The organism is Nocardia sp. GP40, assembly GCF_050434125.1.
GTDB classification, from domain to species: Bacteria; Actinomycetota; Actinomycetes; order Mycobacteriales; family Mycobacteriaceae; genus Nocardia; species Nocardia albiluteola.
This window is the reverse complement of sequence record NZ_JBNPVW010000008.1, coordinates 394,546-413,503: the sequence shown is the minus strand read 5'-3', so window position 1 is coordinate 413,503 and position 18,958 is coordinate 394,546. Positions and strand designations below refer to the sequence as shown.

11 protein-coding genes, 1 tRNA gene and 1 pseudogene are annotated in these 18,958 nt (G+C 64.2%); 9 read left to right on the top strand and 4 right to left on the bottom strand.

The genetic code is table 11. The features are described from left to right. On the bottom strand, positions 1-3,305 hold a 3,305-nt coding region (locus ABH933_RS25425), incomplete at its 3' end, for a condensation domain-containing protein (RefSeq protein ID WP_429420894.1). A 517-nt stretch (positions 3,306-3,822) separates the two neighbouring features. Between ABH933_RS25425 and ABH933_RS25420 the strand changes: the two are divergent. The 9 genes and pseudogenes from ABH933_RS25420 to ABH933_RS25380 all read left to right on the top strand — a co-directional run. Beyond that, positions 3,823-4,181: pseudogene (locus ABH933_RS25420) on the top strand (IS3 family transposase); the annotation flags it as partial. Positions 4,182-5,058: 877 nt separating this feature from the next. Beyond that, positions 5,059-6,084, top strand: a complete 1,026-nt coding sequence (locus ABH933_RS25415; protein WP_429420896.1) for an AraC family transcriptional regulator ligand-binding domain-containing protein — start codon at positions 5,059-5,061, stop codon at positions 6,082-6,084. Positions 6,085-6,205: 121 nt separating this feature from the next. Beyond that, positions 6,206-7,966 (top strand): ATP-binding protein, encoded by a 1,761-nt coding sequence (locus tag ABH933_RS25410; protein WP_429420898.1) that lies wholly within the window; start codon positions 6,206-6,208, stop codon positions 7,964-7,966. 561 nt (positions 7,967-8,527) lie between these two features. Continuing rightward, positions 8,528-10,093, top strand: coding sequence for an MFS transporter (locus tag ABH933_RS25405; RefSeq protein WP_429420900.1), 1,566 nt, complete (start codon positions 8,528-8,530; stop codon positions 10,091-10,093). Next, positions 10,090-10,602, top strand: a complete 513-nt coding sequence (locus tag ABH933_RS25400; RefSeq protein ID WP_429420902.1) for a VOC family protein — start codon at positions 10,090-10,092, stop codon at positions 10,600-10,602. Before ABH933_RS25405 ends, ABH933_RS25400 begins: the two co-directional genes overlap by 4 nt. A gap of 138 nt (positions 10,603-10,740) precedes the next feature. Next, positions 10,741-11,643, top strand: coding sequence for a LysR family transcriptional regulator (locus tag ABH933_RS25395; protein ID WP_429420904.1), 903 nt, complete (start codon positions 10,741-10,743; stop codon positions 11,641-11,643). 137 nt (positions 11,644-11,780) lie between these two features. Beyond that, a complete protein-coding gene (locus ABH933_RS25390) occupies positions 11,781-14,849 on the top strand; it encodes a BTAD domain-containing putative transcriptional regulator (protein ID WP_429420906.1) in 3,069 nt (1,022 codons plus the stop codon). A 180-nt stretch (positions 14,850-15,029) separates the two neighbouring features. Further along, entirely contained in the window at positions 15,030-15,353 is a 324-nt protein-coding gene (locus ABH933_RS25385) for a hypothetical protein (protein ID WP_215917399.1), read from the top strand. Positions 15,354-15,365: 12 nt separating this feature from the next. Beyond that, complete coding sequence (locus ABH933_RS25380) at positions 15,366-16,343, top strand: alpha/beta fold hydrolase (RefSeq protein WP_429420908.1); 978 nt, start codon at positions 15,366-15,368, stop codon at positions 16,341-16,343. Positions 16,344-16,562: 219 nt separating this feature from the next. On the opposite strand, the gene ABH933_RS25375 is transcribed toward ABH933_RS25380, so the two are convergent. The 3 genes from ABH933_RS25375 to ABH933_RS25365 all read right to left on the bottom strand — a co-directional run bounded on the left by ABH933_RS25375 (position 16,563) and on the right by ABH933_RS25365 (position 18,664). After that, positions 16,563-18,014, bottom strand: coding sequence for an NAD-dependent succinate-semialdehyde dehydrogenase (locus ABH933_RS25375; RefSeq protein WP_429455101.1), 1,452 nt, complete (start codon positions 18,012-18,014; stop codon positions 16,563-16,565). 49 nt (positions 18,015-18,063) lie between these two features. Then, entirely contained in the window at positions 18,064-18,297 is a 234-nt protein-coding gene (locus tag ABH933_RS25370; protein WP_429455099.1) for a hypothetical protein, read from the bottom strand. 283 nt (positions 18,298-18,580) lie between these two features. Beyond that, positions 18,581-18,664: transfer RNA gene (locus ABH933_RS25365), tRNA-Leu, on the bottom strand. Between the last annotated feature and the right edge of the window lie 294 nt (positions 18,665-18,958).

Genomic DNA, 18,958 nt, shown 5'->3' with positions numbered 1-18,958 from the left:
TTCCAGGGACACGCCACGAAACGCTCCGCCGTCACAGCTGTCCGGCGATGATATCCGCGGGCCAGCGCAGCACCCGCGATATACAACTCACCCGCTACACCGACCGGTACGGGTTGCAGCCGCTGATCCAACACCCATTCTGAGAAGCCGCGAATCGGGCCGCCGATCGTTACCAACTCACCCGCCACCAACGGAGTGCTGTGGTTCGTCATGATCGTGGCCTCGGTCGGACCGTAAGCATTGAAGAACTCACGACCGTCGCCCACCCAGCGTCGCACCAGCTCCGGCGGGCAAGCATCACCGGCAGAAACGACGACTCGCAGGTTGTCGAGCCCGTCCGGATCCACCGAAGTCAACGCTGCCGGCGTGATCACGGCGTGGGTCACCCGCTCGCGGCGCAGCAGCTCAGCCAGCTCCGCGCCGCCGTAGATGCCGGGCGCGACGATCACCATCGTGGCGCCGGAACCCACCGCAAGCAGCAACTCCCAGACCGAGGCATCGAAGCTCGGCGACGCGAAATACAGGGTCCGCGAAACCGCGGTCACCGCATAGCGTTCCCGCTGTTCGGAACCGAGCGCGGCTACCCCGGCATGCGTCACGGTCACGGCCTTCGGCACACCCGTGGAGCCCGAGGTGTAGATCAGGTAGGCCGGATGCTGCGGCCGGAGCGGGGTTGTGCGTTCAAGATCGGAGATCGGCTGGGCACCGAAGTCCTTGTCGAGGTTGTCGGGTGTCAGCCAGTCGATGGTGTCGGGGAGTTGTGCTCGCACGGATGGCACGGTCAGGCCGATGGCGGCTTTGGAATCGGTCGTCATGTGGGTGATGCGTTCGGTGGGGTAGGTCGGGTCGATCGGCAGGAAGGCGGCTCCCGATTTGGTGACTGCCCATATTGCGAGTACGGAGTCGGGGGAGCGTGGAATGCCGATCGCGACAATGTCTTCCGGGCCGATACCTCGCTGGATGAGTAGTCGGGCCAGTCGGTTCGAACGCTCGTCGAGTTCCCGGTAGCTCAGCTGTTGCCCGTCGGAGACGATTGCTGTGGCGTCGGGATTCTGTGCGGCTGCGTTGGTCAGTAGGTCGGCCAGGGTGGTTGGCGCTGCTGTGGGCGCGCCGGAGCGTGTCAGCAGATCGATTCGTTCGGCGGGTTCGAGTACCTGGATCGTGCCGACCGCGACGGTGGGATCGGTGGCAACCGACTCCAACACCCGGATCCACCGGTGCACGAGAGAATCGATGGTCGTCGTGTCGAACAGATCCGTGGCATAGGTGACCGACACCGTCATACCGTCGCTGTCACCGCTGTCCGACAACACGAATGCCAAGTCGAAGCGAGACATCTCGGTGGGCAGGTCGACCACCGACACCACCAGGCCGGGCAGTTCGAGCTCCACTCGTTGCAGATTCTGGAATGCCAGCAGCACCTGGAACAACGGGTGCCGGGACTGGGATCGCTGCACATCGAGTTGATCCACCAACTGCTCGAACGGAACATCGGCGTGTTCGAAGGCGTCCAGGTCGACCTGCCTGACCCGGCTGAGCAGGTCGGTGAACGATTCGTCGAGGTCGATGTCGGTCCGCAGCACCAGGGTGTTGACGAACATGCCGATCACGTCGTCGAGCGCGGCGGCACCGCGCCCGGCGATCGGTGTGCCGATCGGAACATCGGTGCTACCACTCAACCGGGCGAGCAGGACCGCCAGCGCACCGTGAATCACCATGAACAACGATGAACTCTGCTGCCGCGCAAACCTTTCCAACGCCTGAACCAACTCGGCATCCACCGTGTAGCTGGTAGTGGCACCTCGGTGAGACATCACCACCGGCCGCGGCCTGTCGAACGGCAGACAAAGCTCCTCGGGAAGGTCCGCGAGCGTGGCGCGCCAGAACGCGAGGTTCTCGCGGCGGTGCCGGACCCGCGCGCCGTGGCGGACGCTGCCGGGGTGGACCTGCCCGAGATCAGTGCCCGGTGCGGCGGCAGTGAACGCATCGAGGAACTCCACAAATCCGGTGCAATGTGCCGACAATTCGGGGCTGGTATAGAGGTTGGGATTGGCTAAGAAGTAGAGGATCGTCCGCGGCGGGTCTCCGGTCTGATACAGGTCGATCAGCAAATCCTCGACCGGCCCCGAGCTCAGGATATGGAATTCCCCGGTCACCGATCCGAGCTGGATCTTCTGGGGAAAATACATGACATTCACCAACGGTCCCGCGAAACGCCATTGCCCGCTTTGTCCGGTATATCCGGTGGCCGCGCGAATATCGGTGAGGCCGCACCGCTGATGCCGCAGGGTGCCTACCAGATCGGACTGCACCTGCCGCACCAGCGTCGCGACCGTGTCCTCCGGGCCGACCACGATCGGAAGCGGTGTGACGTTGACAAACATCCCCCCGGACCGCCGCAGCACGGCATTTGTGCGACCCGACATGGGGATATTGACCAGGACGTCGTCGCGGCCGGTCATCCGGGCCAGATAACATCCGAATGCGGCGATCACCACCGCGGCCGGACTCGCATCCAATGCTTGCGCACAGTGATCGATCCGCCCCACCGCCGCCGTTGACAGTTCGGCGGTTGCGGTCACACTGTCCGCGCGCGCAGGTGCGTGCCCAGCCGCCAGGCTGGACTCTTCCCCGACGCCAGCCAGTTTGCGCACCCAATATGCCTGGTCGTCGATGAACCGCTTCGACTCCCGATAGCTGCGGTCGGCCTCGTAAAGAGTACGCAGGTCGGCGGCCCGGTTCGGCTCTGCCGGCCGGTCCTGCACCGCCGCCGTGTACAGCGCCGCCATCCGGTTCACGATCATCATCGCGGCATAGCCGTCCAGCGCTACATGGTGGATCTTGCTGTACAACAGATAATGCCGATCCCCGACCTGCACAATCGCCGATGTGACCAACCGGTCCCGGTTCATATCCAACGGCGTGGTGCACTCGCGATGCATCCACTGCAAGCCTGCCGCGACCGGATCCCGTTCACCACGCATGTCGATGACCGGCCCCGCCGACTCCAGCGACGGGTCGTACAACTGGTACGGTTCGCCGTCGATCTCCAGCAGTCGCACATACCCCGACTGGAACTCCTGGCCAGCTTGAATCGTCGTCGCACGCAACAGATCGACGTCCAACTCCCCACGGAACTCGATATACAGTGCCTCGCATACCGGCACGTCCGGACTCAGTTGCTGCGCCAGCCACAGCCCTCGCTGCCCGGCACACAGCGGCACTGTCTGCATCGCTGACATGTCCGGCTCGGCATCTGTACTCAATCCCCGGTCGGGATGAGGTTGCTGTCGTTGAACGGTCATATCTACCCCTGCCCAAACCCCATTGAAGCACAGCGGTTCGTTTGCGTACACCCCGAGCCAATAATCGAACCCAAAGTTGAATGGGCAATGGGTTTTTAGACTTTCTATGGCTGTTGACGGCGTGCTATTCGCCCTTTGAGATACCGCAAGCCAGGCTTATGGTTTATCGATAGCCATCGTGCGGCCGGCCAACGCCGCGTACCGATGTGCGCTGTCGCATTACAGAGGATGGTGTCCATCAGCTCGATGGCAATCAGCGCGGACGGGCCGGTTGCTCCGGACGCGTGTCAACCGAGTCACGTCGGATCGACCGCAGCCACGACTGCCGGAGGTGGGGATCTGTGGTCCTGTGCTTGGTGCGAGCGAACCCGCCAGCCAGGCCCCTGCCTCCTCGATCCGGCGCCGTTGTGCTCAGCGCGCGGGCGAGGGGGCGCACGGCGGTGCTGGCGGGGCCGCGGGACTGCCCCGGCTCGGTTGACTCCCGATCTTAGGAGACTGGTCGGTCTTCTCTGTGAGAGCGTGCGTCACTGTGCATCGCACCGCCGACGAGGGCAAGCTCTCCCTATAAGTGTGTGCTGTGAAGGATCTGTGGTTCAACCGCATCGTCGGCTACAGCATCGACGAGCGGATGACCTCGTCGCTGGCGTGCTCGTCGCTGCGCAACGCGATTCGCCCTGCGCGACCCGGCCGGAACGATTGTGCATTCCGGCCGCGGCAGCCAGCCGGTTCCGGTCGCGGAATTCCTGTAAACTGTTGTCACGCAACAGGTTACGCGGCTCGATGGGCCGCGTCGAGGCGTGTGGCGACAACGCCGCGATGGAGTCCTGGTTTGCACTGCTGCAACGTAACGTGCTCGACCGGAAACGTTGGGCGACATCGTGAACCCCATCAGTCTGTACGCGCTGGTGCGTTCGCGAGCATGGGCGGTGAGGTGGGTCATCAGGGTGGGGGAGGCAGGTTGCCGGCGGTCGATTCCATCCTTCTCGCGGAGGTAGAGCAGGCATTGCGTGGTGTCGAGGTCGTGGGTGCGCATTTTCCCTGGTCACCTCCGTGTGTTCGAGTGCGCTCGAACACACGGCACGCAAACCCGGCAATCCTGCCGGGAATCTGTGCGCGAGAGGGGACTTGAACCCCCGGGTGCGGCAGATTTGCCTGAACCACATATTCGACGACATCTAATATAGGCAATTGCGATGTTCGGTTCAACGCAATCGGTGGAGTGTTTCTACCGTAATAGGCTGCAGCCGAGCGTCTTTCATCTCGACTGCACTGGTAGGTGGCTGTCATGTGTCGTGTCACGGCTTCGAGGGACTCTCTACATCATTTGCGTAGTGACATCATATTGGCGGTTCTTTGAAGAATCACGCGGTGACCACCCTCTACCCGGCTACGACACGCTCAGACATTGCTGGCGTCCGGTCGTACCCCATCCTGCTGGACTCAACCGGCTTGGTCACCGGTGTGAGCAGTAGATCGCTGATGGCTTGTGAGCCAGTCCGACGATCCAATTCTCGCCGCGTTCCGGATACGTTGCCGGGCAACTGGGAAACGCCTGGTCGTCATCGGCATTCGGTCAGCGATCTTGTCGGCCGGCGGAGCGGTTGTGTAGCCTCCCGGAGTGACCGCTGCCCATCCGCAACGATCTGCGGAATTCCCTGACATCGGCGTGTAGGGGCGGGGCGGGTGTGACGGGTTCAGAGTGCGGGCCGACTGCTCGGGCGTAATGCTTGGCTCTCGTTGCGGAGGTGCGCTGGTGGTTTCGGTGTCAAATAATGGAAGAGGCGAGTCGGAGGGGTCGTTCGAGACTACCGACAATGTGTTGCTGCCGGTGTCCGTGATGCGCCATGCTGTCGCCGCCGGGCTCGAACCGGACAGGCTCGCACGCGAATCGGGATTACCCAGCTGGACGATCACAGGCAACGAGGAGTATCGAGTTCACAGTGCACAGTATGTACGCACATGGGAAGTGGTGGAGCGCGGCCTCGATGACGAGAATGTGGCGGTACGGATAGCCGAGCGGTACGTGGTCGGCCAAGTCGGTTTGTACGACTACCTTTTCAAGACCGCGCCCAGCCTCGGCGCGGGCCTGGCACTATCCGGTCCGTTCGTGGGCGCGATCAGCACGAACTTCCGTTTCGAGCCGGGCCCGGAGACCGAGCGGGAGGTCAGTTTCGAAGTTTCGATGATCAACGGTGATGGCCGCGGCCGGGATCTCGCGATGCAGTGGGCGCTGGCGGCCATCTTCACACGCAGCCGGCTGGTTACCGAGGCCCCAGTGAATCCCGTGCGTGTTGCCTTCCGTCAGCGGGCCCCCCGAAACCATGACGGCCTGGTCGAAGTGTTCGGTACGAACGATATCGAATTCGATGCACCTGTGGACCGGATCGCCATCCTCAAGGCCGACCTGGAACTCCCGCTGTCTACCGCTGACGCGCAGCTTGCCGCGATCCTGCAACGCTACGCTGCCACGCAGCCCGTTCCTCCGCCTCGCGCCACGACCTGGTTGGATCATCTGGCTGCTGTCATATCGTCTGCCTTGGACGACGATTCGGCCACGGTCGACCGTGTGGCCGCCCGCATGTTCATGAGTCGTCGCTCACTGCAAAGAAGACTGGCTGAGAACGGTACGAGTTGGCGCACCGAACTCGACCGGGTACGGCGACACCGCTTCGAGGAGGCGGCAGCAGAGCGGCCGCTTACCCGGTTGGAGCAGGCTGGGCTGCTGGGGTATAAAGATCAGCGTTCCGCTCGGAGCGCTGTGCAGCGTTGGGCCAACTGACAGCAAGTCTCCGAAGTTGGCACGTTTTTGCCTTGTGGTAGGCACATTCGATCCTCCTTGTCACGGCGAGCATGCGGTGAAACTGGCGTATGAGTGCGGTTGCCCCGCATCTGGATCGGTGGTGAGTGAGGAACGCGTGGTACAGATAATGCTCCTGGGTGAAGTGGGGATTTCGACGACGGACGGGACTTCGCAGCGGGTAGGCGGTCCGCGTGTTCGGTTGTTGCTGGCCTTGCTCGCGCTGCAACCCAGCCGTCCTGTGCGCTGCGCTACGCTGATCAGCGCGATCTGGGATGGCAGCCCGCCGGCAGAGCCGACGAATGCCTTGCACACATTGGTGAAACGGTTGCGTGCCATGCTGCCGCCGAGTGTGTCGGTCGAGTCGAGCGCCGGAGGCTATCGATTACGGGCCGAGATCGACGACATCGACGTCCATCGGTTCGCCCATTTGGTCGATGAAGGTGTCAGCCAAGCGGCGGCCGGGGAATCTGGTCCTGCTGCGCGGACGCTCGATACCGCCCTCGGCCTTTGGCGGGGCGAAGCATTCGCCGATCTGGCAGATATTCCTGACCTGTGCTGGCACGCGGATCGATGGAATGAGCTGCGGCTCGATGCAGTCGAGGCGCGCGCTGACGCCTATCTTTCGCTGGGCCGCGGGTGCGAACTCGTCGCATCGCTCGCGCGGGAACTGCAAGATCGGCCGTTGCGGGAATCCATGGCGGCCAGATTGATTCAAGCCCTCGCGGCCAGCGGTCAACAGGCCCGTGCCCTCGAGGTGTTCGACACCACGCGGGATCTGCTGCGCACCGAACTTGGGGTGTCGCCGTCGCGGGAGCTGGCGCAGGCTCGGGCCCGAATCGCCAGCGGCGCACACGTTTCCGCTCCACGTTTGCCGGTGCGCATTACCAGCTTCATCGGGCGGGAACCAGATCTGGAAAGGCTCGGTCCGACGTTGGGCTCGATCCGACTGCTGACCTTGACCGGACCCGGCGGAGTCGGAAAGACCAGCCTCGCAGTCGAAGCCGCGAACCGCATGGCGTCACAGTGGTCTGGCGGATGCCGACTGGTCGACCTGGCCGCGGCCGGCCACTCGGAGGTCGCGGGTGAGGCCATCCTGGCCCAGCTCGGAAGCCTGAAATCGACTCGGAGCCGACTTGACCTGCCGGTGGGGACGCGCATCGGGCGTCGAGAGCTGCTGCTGATACTCGATAGCTGCGAGCATGTGCCCGACCTCGCCCCATTGGTCTCGGAGCTGCTCAAACGGTGCCCGAATCTTACGATTCTCGCGACCAGCCGGGAGCCGCTCGGTGTCGACGGGGAAACGCTATTTCCGGTTCAGCCGCTGGCATTGCCGACGCGCGGCTCGACCTCGGCCGCTGTCCTCGAATCGCCTGCGGTTCAACTATTTCTGGACCGCGCGCGAGCGGCGCGATCAGGTTTCGTGCCAACCGGCGCCAACTGTGAAACGGTCGGTGCCATCTGTCGCAGACTCGACGGCATCCCGCTGGCTTTGGAGCTGGCCGCCGCCCGTGTCCGCTCCTTGTCGCCCGAGCAGATCCTCGATCGGCTCTCCGACCGCTTCCGCCTCCTGGTCGGCAACCGGGCCGCCGTGGAACGGCATCGCTCGCTCCATGCCGCTATCATGTGGAGCTGGGAAGCGCTCAATACAGATGAATGTGCAGTGGCACAACAACTTTCGACTATGCCGGAGGGTGCGTCACTGGAGATCCTGGAGGAGATCTGTACCGGCGAGGTGATCGAGCCGTTGACCGCGCTCGTGAACAAGTCACTCGTGGAATTCGATGGTCGGCGCTACCGAATGTTCGAGACTATCAGGGCATTCGCCAGCGAAACCGTCGCTGCCGAGCATCACGTGGCGTAACGGCCACGGTGCATGCCGAGGAACGTTCAACCAGCACGCCTGCCTTCGCGCTCCCCAGGTGACCGCGCTGGCACTATGCTTCCGCGTCCATCGCCCAAGCTGCTGACCGTCTCGCGATCGGTGCGGTGGTAGTCGCCAGTGGATGTGCGACAACGTCGGTGAGCGGGCAGAAATCGTGACCACCCCTGCCGAGCAGCCGCCCGCTGTGGGCGACACCGCGCAGACGACTACGACCGTCCAAGTGGGCACCGGCACCGATCTCGGCAGTGCCTGCATCGCGCGATAGGAAGTCGTCCGATGCCCGGTAAGTGGTGACGCGGCAACGAGATCCGTGTTTGCCGTGCAACACATATCCAGACACATCAGCGAGAACCCATGAATCTCTGTCAGATCATCGTCCTGTACACCCAGCAGGCGTGACCGCGCGGTGGTCTGGCATTCGGCTGCCAGCGGACTGTCAGCGGGGCCGGGCACGCTGTCTGCCGACCCGGCATCCGTGCGAGAGGTCTCGGGTGAGCCACCGTGTCGGATCGTAGGAAAGATCTTGAAGGCGAGTAACCAATGACGTTCGAGGAAGTCCCGCCACGCGCGGGCCGGAAGGAATGGACCGCGCTGGCGGTACTGATCCTGCCGCTGCTACTGGTGTCGATGGATGTGTCGGTGCTCTATTTCGCGGTGCCTTTCATCGTCCGAGACCTGGATCCCAGTGCGACACAACAGCTGTGGATATTCGACATATACGGGTTCGTGCTGGCCGGGCTGCTGCTGACCATGGGCGCGATCGGTGACCGCATCGGCCGGCGGCGACTGCTGCTCGTCGGCGCGGTGGGGTTCAGTGCGGCCTCGTTCGCGGCGGCGTACGCGCCGAATGCGGAGGCGCTCATCGGGGCTCGCGCGGTGCTGGGTGTGGCGGGTGCGACACTCATGCCGTCCACGCTGGCGCTGATACGCAATATCTTCGCCCACGACGCCGACCGCACCAAGGCGATGGCGGTTTGGGCCGGTGTGATGAGTAGCGGTGTGGCTATCGGCCCGGTGCTCAGTGGCGCACTGCTGCAATACTTCTGGTGGGGGTCCGTGTTTCTGATCAACATCCCCGCGATGGCACTGCTATTGGTGCTGGCTCCGATGCTGCTACCGGAATATCGCGGCGTGCGCACCGGCCGGTTCGACGGCATCAGCGCGATCCTGTCGCTCGCGACGGTGATGCCGATCATCTATGGCATCAAAGAATGGGCCGCGAACGGATTCACGATGGCTCGCTTGGCTTCTCTGACCATCGGCCTCCTGATCGGTGCGTTGTTCGTCGTGCGTCAGCGAAGAGTTCCCGATTCGGTGCTCGACGCGAGCTTGTTCACCCACCGCGCCTTCACAGCGTCGGTGGTTGCTCAACTGCTCGGTATGTTCGCCCTCGTCGGCAATGCCGTTTTCGTCACGCAGTATCTGCAGTCGGTGCTCGGTATGAGCCCGTTTGTCTCCGCGGTGTGGAGCCTCGCCCCTGCCGTACTGGTAGGCGGCGCCGCCCCGCTGACTGCCGTGCTGGCCCCGAGAATGGGGGTCTGCCCGGTGGTGACGGCCGGATTCCTCATCGCCGCATCGGGTTTCGTGGTCATGGCACTGATCGGCGTGCACGCACTGGTCCCGGTCCTGATCGGCGCCGCCCTACTGGGGGCGGGATTGGTGATGGTGATGACCCTTGTCACCGATCTTGCCGTCGGTGCGGTGGCCACCGATCGCGCCGGAGCCGCATCCGCGGTGTTGGAGACCGGCGGCGAATTCGGCGGCGCGCTGGGCATCGCAGTTCTCGGCAGCATCGGCGCGGCCGTCTATGAAAGCCGCATCGACACGGCCATCTCCACGGATCTACCCGCGCAGACCGCCCACACCGTCCGTGAAACCCTCGGCGGTGCGGTCGGAGTCGCTGCCCACCTGCCCGCCGCCACCGGTGACCCGCTCCTCGCGGCCGCCCGCGCGGCCTTCACCGACGGCCTCAACATCATGGCTATCGCCGGTGCGGTGGTCATGACCCTCGCCGCCCTCGCGTGCGGCGTCCTGCTGCGGCCGAGCCGACTGGCCGAGTCGGCGGATTGTCCTACCAACCAGCGCTTTTCAGGAGCATCGAAATGAGTATCGTGTCCGGACCGATCTTCCAGGTGGCGTGGGTGGTCCACGACCTCGACTCGGCAGAGAAGGAGTTCGGCGAGTTCTACGGCGTTGAGAGGTGGGCGCGGGTGCCGGGCATCCATTTCGGCCCGGACTCGTGTCGCTACCGCGGCGAGCCCGCCGATTTCACCATCGATTCCTCGCTTGGGTACGCCGGCGGACAGCAGGTGGAACTGATCGTTCCGGTCTCGGGGGAGAGCCTGTATACCGAAGCGCTGGACCGGTCCGGCCCGGGCCTGCATCATATCGCCTGGGTTCCCGACGATTTCGACGCCGCACTGGCCGAGGTCCAGGCGGCCGGATCGCAGATCCTGCAGCATGGCACCTTCGCCGAGATCGGCATGGAGTCCGTCTATTTCTCCGGCGGCCCGCTAGGGTCGTATATCGAGCTCCTGCGGTTGTCGCCGCAGGTGCGCGCGATGTTCGACGACCTGGTTCCCGAGGGGTACCGGAATCCCTGGCAGCCGGTCTGATCCTTATGGGGGGCTGCAGCTCGTTGCCGCCCCCCATTCGCCCATCGCCAACCAGGAATAACCCGCCGCTTCGGCGCCGGACACCAGCAGCCAATATGCTGAACATCAGCGTTTAGTTCAGCTCAACGATTGGCATGCATGATCAACCGTCTCGAACTCGAGGCTTTCCTCATCCTCGCAGAGGAGCGACATTTCGGTCGAACAGCGCAGCGTCTGTACGTGACCACCGGCCGCATCAGCCAGACCATCCGCAACGTCGAACGCGATGTCGGCGCACCGCTTTTCGAGCGGACCAGCCGCAAGGTGCAGCTCACACCGCTCGGTTCGCAGCTGCGCCAACGGCTCCGTCCTGCATGGGATCAGATCGTGGCAGGTCTGGAGGAAGCACGTTCATATGCCCGCGGCTCCTGCGGGGTGCTCCGCGTCGGTTTCGTCAGTTCGGCGGCGGGCCAATTAGCCATCCAGGCGTCCGGCCTGTTCGAACAGCGGCTTCCCGGCTGGCATGCCGAGCCGAAAGAGGTGACTCCGACCGACTGTCTGAAGGTGCTGCGCGAGCGGGACATCGATGTCCTGATCGTGGCCCTGCCACACGATGAGCCCGATATGGTCACCGGCCCCACGCTGTTCCGCGAGAACCGGGTGTTGGCCGTGGCGCGTACCCATCCGTTCGCCGCGCGCCAGGCCGTCAGGCTGAGCGACATCGCCGAGATCGGCCTGCTGCGCATGACATCGACAGGGAATTTTCCGCACGGCTGGCGCGACGATCGTCTGGAGCAGGACGCCGGCGATCGCTTCGATACTGTTTCCGAGGCGCTCGGACTGATCGGAGCCGGCCGTGGCGCGTATATCTTCGGCGCACAGATGTTGCACTTCCACGCCCGTCCCGATGTCCGCTACATCCCAGTTCTCGACGCACCGCCGGTGGTCTGGGTACCGACCTGGCTGGCCGCCCGCGACGGTGACGCCATCCGAGGTTTCGTCGAGGCTTCGGTCGACACTCCGATCATCGATTACGGTTCCGGCCCGCTGCCTGATCGTTGAGCGCCGTTACACGCTCATGTCAAGTATCGTGCTTGTTCCGGTCCTGCGAACGGCCCAAGCTATGAGGGGGCAAACACCGCGCCCTCGGCAGGCACGGTCGCGGCGCCCCGGTGATCAGGTGAGCAAGCGGGGTTTCGATGCAGGTACGACTCTTGGGCACGGTGGGGCTCGTCCCCGACGACGGATCGTTCGTTCCGGTCGGTGGTCCGTTGGTCCGCAAGCTCCTCGCCCTGTTGGCGTGGGAACCCGGCAGGACAATCGGCTACGACCGGCTCGCGGACAGTATCTGGGGTGACCAACCGCCGGCCAATACCGCGAATGCGCTACAAACGCTGGTGAAGCGGCTACGACCGACACTGGCCCCGGAGTATCGGATCGAGGCCGTCGGGCCGGGATACCGGCTCGTCGCGGATCCGGACCACATCGACGCGCACCGGTTCACCCGATTAGCGGCGGAGGGAACATCGTTGTTGTCGGGCGGTCAGCTCAGCTCGGCGGCTACCGCACTGGATGCCGCTCTCATGCTCTGGCAAGGTCCGGCGCTGGCCGATGTGCCCCGCGATCCGGTCCTGGATTTCCGTGTCACCCAACTGAACGAGCAGCGACTCGCCGCGATCGAGGCACGCGCCGACGCCTACCTGGCGCTGGGACGCGGCACCGAACTGGTCGACGCGCTCGTCGCCGAATCGAGCGCGAACCCATCCCGAGAGACGTTGGCCGCCCGCTTGATCGAAGCCTCGGCCGCCGCACAGCGTCAGACGGCTCCGACCCTACCGGTCCGGCTGACCAGCTTCGTCGGCCGCGATGCCGACGTCGACCGAGTGGTCGAACTACTCAGCGAGGCCCGGCTGCTGACTTTGACCGGGCCCGGCGGCTCCGGCAAGACAAGTCTCGCTATCGCCGCCGCGACGGTTGCGTGCTCGCGTCAGGACGGCGGGTGCCATCTGATAGAGCTGGCGTCCATCGCGGATCCCGGCACCGTTGGCGACCACATACTCTCCGAACTGGGCATTCCGATGAACCGCGACGCAGAACGCTGGGATCCGCTGCGACGCCTCGTAATCGGTATCGCCGACCGCCGTCTGCTGCTGATCCTCGGCAACTGTGAACACCTGCGCAGTGTGCCCGAACTGGTAATCGGAATGCTCCAGAGCTGTCCGCGGGTGACCGTACTGGTCACCAGCCGCGAGCCGCTCGGCGCCGCAGGCGAACTGCTCTATTCGGTACCGCCGCTCGAGCTCCCGCCACCGCGGGCGGGACGTGCTGATGCTCTGAGAGCGCCTGCGGTGCAACTGTTTCTGGATCGCGCGCGGGCAGTGCGCGCAGATTTCACCCTGACCGACGAGAACTGCGCCGCCGTCTGCGCCATCTGCCATCGACTCGATGGTATCCCGCTCGCGTTGGAACTCGCGGCGGCGCGAATCCGCGTACTGGCCGTAGGCGCGATTCTCGAGCGCCTCGATGATCGCTTCAGCCTGCTGACGGGTTTTCGCGCTTCGGTGCCACGCCATCGCACCCTGCACGCCGTGGTCGCGTGGAGCTGGGAGCTGTTGTCGGACGCCGAACGGACACTTATTCAGCAACTCTGTGTATTCGCCGGTGGTGTCACACTGGACAGCGCCCAGCAGGTATGTGTCGACGATGTCACCGACCTGCTCATCGCACTGGTCGACAAGTCATTGATCGAGTTCGACGGCCGGCGGTACCGCATGCTCGAAACAATCCGGGCCTTCGCCTACGAATCACTCGCTGCACCGGACCGCATTGCTTTCCAGCGGCGGCACGCCGACCACTACTTGCATCTGGTCGAACTGGCCGAGCCTGCCCTGCGGACGCCTGCCCAGCGCAGCTGGGTGCCGAAACTGGCGATCGAGCACGACAATATCGTCTTCGCTCTCGGGTGGGCTGTCGCGGCACACGACGTCGATCGGGCATTGCGGTTGTGCGGCAATATGATCTGGTACTGGATCCTCTGCGGGTACCGGGCGGAAGCGCTGATCTGGCAGCGCCGGGTGCTGGATCTGGTCGGTGACGAGCCGCCGGTCGGCCTGGCAGCTGTCTACCTTGCGTGCTCCTACGCCGATCGGTTGCCGGAATACTTCGAATTGATCTCTCTGGGGATGGTCCGCGACGACACCGAGCGCTATTGCGCGCTCGTTACCCGAGCCCGCGGCGAGAAGCGACAGCCACACCCCGTCTTCGTCATGCTTCCGGCGTTGCGCGAACTGAGGCGAGGTTGCCCCCAGGAAATCGAGAGCTGCATCGATTCCGGTGACCCGTGGCTGGCGAACAATTCGCTCACCCGGCGCGGGCTGGAACGGCTCGTCACGGGTCAGCCCGCCGCCGGTGCAGCCGATCTCGAGGCCGCCGCCGTACGCAGTCGAGCGACCGGGGAAACCCGGGCGTTGTGCCGTATCCTGCTGACCCTCGCCACCTACCGCGCGGGTGCGTACGGCGCTGCGGCAATTCGACCACTCTTGGACGAGGCGGCCGGGCTGGTGTCCTCCTGGGTCGGTGCAAACGAGGTGGTCGCGGTGCACACCTGGATCGGGCAGTTGCGAGCCTGGACCGGCGATGTCACCGAGGCGCGCACGCATGTCACCGAGGCGCTCGGGCGCATAGATTCGACGGTCCGGGCGGGCACCGTGTGCTGGCTTCGTGTGGTGGAAGCCGACATCGCGCGGCACACAGGCGACCGCGAGGCGGCCCTGTCGCTGTACCGGCAGGCGATCAACGAACTCACGGCCTTGCGACTGGCGGGGCAGCCGTACAGTCACACTGCCAATGGTGCGGAGGTCTGGGGCCGCGCCGGGTACGCGATCACGCTCGCCGAAGCCGGTGAATACACAACAGCCGGTGCCGAGTCCGCCACGGCGAGAGCGCTTTTGGATGGCCCCGGCTACCTCGAGCAGCACGCTCACCTCGGGACCGCTCACGCCGCCATCGCGCTTGCGAGCGGGCATCCTCGCCTCGCACTGACCATCATCGGCGGATGTGACACCCTGCACACGGGACAGCCGAACCAATACCGGGTACCCGACGCACAGCGCATCGTCGACGCAGCACGAGCCACCCTGAGCTCGGACTCGGTTCACCGGGCCATCACCGCCGGACACGACCTTACTCCGGCCCGGTTCGCCATCCTGCAGGGCTGTGCCGAACATCCGGATCCAGCCGATGACCCGCGAAGCCGAATCGCGTCGTAACTCGATCACTCGGATCGCGCCGCAGGCGAGTGCGTTCCACCGTGCGCCCGCGACCCGGGAATCCATACCAGGCCGAAGGCCGCCTGCCGCACTGGCAGTGCTTTGCCAGCGTATTGCCAGTACGGGCGCGGATTCTTGACTGCGCAGGATATGAATTCGTCTCTGGAAGGACCCTCTATCATGGCTGTTCTCTGCACTCTCGATGTACACGGCATCACCACCGAGCAGTACAACGCGGTTGTCGAGCGCATGGGTGTCGAAGGGCACGCGCTGGGCAGCATTTACCTACACCTGGCCGCGGTAACCGAGGACGGGCTGCGGATCATCGAAATCTGGGACGAGAAGCAGGAATTCGAAACGTTCCTCGAAGAGATCCTATTTCCGACCATGAAGGTGCTCGGGATCGAGCAGACCCAGACTGTCACCGTCTCCCCGCTCCATAACGTGTTCACGCCTCGTCTCGAAGAGCTCCCGGGTCTCAGCCGCATGACCCAGGTCCCCTGATAGGTGCTCAGTATGCGTCTCACGCTATTTTCCAAACGCGCCTGCCTTCTGGTGGCCGCGCTGACTGCTGCCACGTCCCTCACTACATCTTGCTCCGAATCCGCGCCCTCCACCTCCACCGTATCGGCAGCTGCTGAGCCGTTGCCCGGGTTCCACGATGGAACAATCGATCACGACGGGATCGCGGTCCACTACATCTCCGGTGGCCATGGCCCGGCGATCGTGCTGCTGCACGGCTGGCCCGAAAACTGGCGAGCCTGGTCGAAGATCGCCCCCAGCCTCGCCCGGGATCACACCGTCTACGCGATCGACTTACGCGGCTACGGCGATTCCGGGTTGGCGAAATCCGATGAGGGTTACCAGGCGCTCGCGGTGACCACCGATATACACGCACTGGCGCAGCAGCTGAACCTGGGTCGCTTCGACCTCGTTGGTCATGATTGGGGCGGCGCGATCGCGCTGGCCTACGCGACCCAATACCGATCCGACATTGCCCATCTGGCCGTTCTCGAAGCACCCCCCAGCAGTGACTATCTCCATCTCGTGCAGACCAAACCCGATGTGTTCTGGTGGGATTGGCTGGCCAAAGGCCCCAAGGGCGAATTGCCCGAGGACCTGATCGCCGGCAAGGAAGCTCTGTTCTACGGCCACTTCTACGATGAAGCCGACGGTGCGATAGACAGCAGCGAACGCAATCAACTGATAGCTGCGCTGAGCAAGCCCGGCCGAACCCACGCCGCGCTCGAATACTTCCGACAACAGGACGTCGGAGAAAGACAGGTCGACGACCTTATCGCTCGCGACGGCAAACTCACCATCCCGGTGCTGGGCGTCGGTGGCGAACACAGTTTGGGTTCGGCCATCGGCAATCTACTCAACCGCGTCGCCGACCACGTCACCACCGACGTCGTGCCCGGGGCCAACCACTGGGTGCTGGAGGAAAACCCCGACTACGTTTCTGGCAGCCTGCGCACATTCCTCACCAGCTGAAAACCTCGGATTCCCGGACCAGCGTGTGGCTGCCGATGCTCGGGTCGGATTCGAGTTCGCAGCGCTGCTCGAGCCACCTCGGCTTCCGCGGTTACCCGCCCTCCCAGCGTGCCGGGAGGGCGGGTAACCAACGCGGAAGTACGCCGGCGAGATCCCGTCGTCCGCCCCGCGGCGACATCTGCGGTGAACAACCCGATTCGATCTCAGCGATGATGTCGCTCAGATACCGCCGAGGGCCAGGTACTTCATCTCGAGAAACTCCTCGATGCCATGGTGTGAGCCTTCCCTTCCCATACCGGACTGCTTCACGCCGCCGAAGGGCACGCTCTCCACCGAGATGAATCCGGTGTTGACGCCGATCATTCCAGCCTCGATGGCCTCGCCCACGCGCCATGCGCGACTGTTGTCCCGGGTGTAGAAGTAGCTGGCCAGGCCGTACTCGGTGCTGTTGACCGCCTCGATCACCTCCGCCTCGGTGCCGAACCGGAACAGCCCGGCGACCGGGCCGAAGGTCTCCTCATGGGAGATCAGCATGTCGGTCGTGACGTCGGCCAGCACCGTGGCCTCGTGGAAGGTGCCCTCCAGGGCGTGGCCGCCGGCCAGCAGCCGGGCTCCGTGCGCGAGGGCGTCGGCTACATGCGCCCGCACCTTCTCGAAACCCTGGGTATCGATAAGCGGGCCCAGGTTCGAGTCCGGATCGGTGTACGGGGCTACCCGCAGCGCGGCTGCGCGTTCGGCGAAGCGGTGGGCGAAGTCCTCGTACACGGCGTCGTGGACGAAGAATCGATTGGCGCCCACGCACGACTGGCCACCATGACGGAACTTGGCGGTGATCGCCCCCTCGACCGCGGCGTCGAGATCAGCGTCCTCGAACACCACAAACGCGGCATTGCCACCCAATTCGAGTGTCATGCGCTTCACCGTTGGCGCGCACTGTGCCGCCAGAATCCGCCCCACCTCGGTCGAGCCGGTGAAGGTCAGCTGCCGCACCAGCGGATTCGCGCACAGTTCACCACCGATGGTCGGAGCTGCCGCGTCGTCACCGGTGACGATATTCAGCACGCCCGCCGGGACACCGGCCTCAACGGCCAGTTCGGCAATGGCCAAGGCGCACAAAGGCGTCTGTTCCGCAGGCTTGAGCACCACAGCGCAGCCCGCCGCGATGGCGGGCGCAGACTTCCGGGTGACCATGGCCGCGGGGAAGTTCCAAGGCGTGATCGCGCCGACCACGCCGACGGGCTGCTTCAACACCAGGATCCGAGTGTCGGTGCGGTGCGCCGGAATGGTCTCGCCGTACACCCGGCGCGCCTCGGCGGCGAAGAAATCGACAAACCCGATGGCATAGGCGACTTCGGCGCGAGAATCGCTGAGCGGCTTGCCGTTCTCGGCCGACAGTAGGACCGCCAACTCTTCGCTCTTCTCGGTGAGCAGCGCCGCCCAGCGATCGAGAATCTTCGAGCGATCCCCGGCCGTCCGCTCCGCCCAGGCGGGTTGCGCCACTTGGGCTGCCTCGATCGCCCGCCGGGTCTCGGCTTCCCCCATCTGGGGGACCTCGGCCAGCACCCGGCCCGTTGCCGGATCGGTCACGGGAAATGTTGCCCCGGAATCGGATCCGACGAACTTACCGTCGATGAGCGCCCGATCCTGCGGCACTACAACAGTGGAGGTCATTTCCACACTTGACATTCGTAACTCAACCTTCTGGGCATGGTGCCCGGACTCATTTCGAACGACGGATGAATCGGTGATGGGCCGCCAGCATTCGTGGGACCACGAGGTACACAGCCAGCGGTACGACCACGGCCGTCAGGGCGAGTGCGCGCAGCACTAGCGGCCAATGACCGACAAACGGAGCCATAACGACCATGCCGATAGCCACCATCGGGAAGATGGCGAGCCAGGTGATCACGGCCCGGATGTGCACCGAAGGCGCCGGGGTGGGTGGGTTTTCCATGGATGTCACGGTCTTTCGAGACGACTGAGTGATCGTCCAAATCATGAACGGTCGTGCTGGCAAAGTGCTGGTACATGTTTGCCAGCGGCGTCTGTCGCCTCGCCCGCCGAAGCGCTCGCCTCCAGGGCCGTAGCAGAGTGCCCCGTGTCCTCATCGATGGTCGATCCTGGCGGATCTGTTAGAAGTTGTCGCAGGTGGGTGCGCATTTTCCCTGGTCACCTCCGTGTGTTCGAGTGCGCTCGAACACACGGCACGCAAACCCGGCAATCCTGCCGGGAATCTGTGCGCGAGAGGGGACTTGAACCCCTACGTCCGTTAAGACACTGGAACCTAAATCCAGCGCGTCTGCCTATTTCGCCACTCGCGCGTGCTTGGTACGACCGTCCAAACTCTACCGGGCGCGATCGCCAGAGCGAAGCTCTGGATGGGTGTTTCGTACTCATGGGTAACCCCACCAGGTATTATAACGATTTGGTTACGGACAATGTGAGGAACCCTCGAGTTCTCGCCTGGAAGCAACCGGCCGGACCAGCGCGTTCAAACGTGAGGGAGGGTCATGTTTGGAGCCGTTCTTGTACGTGCGTACGGAAATACTCGCGGGTAGCGGGAGGGTGCGGAGGAAACGTGAGGATTTCCTCATGATTTTGTGCCATCCTCGGCA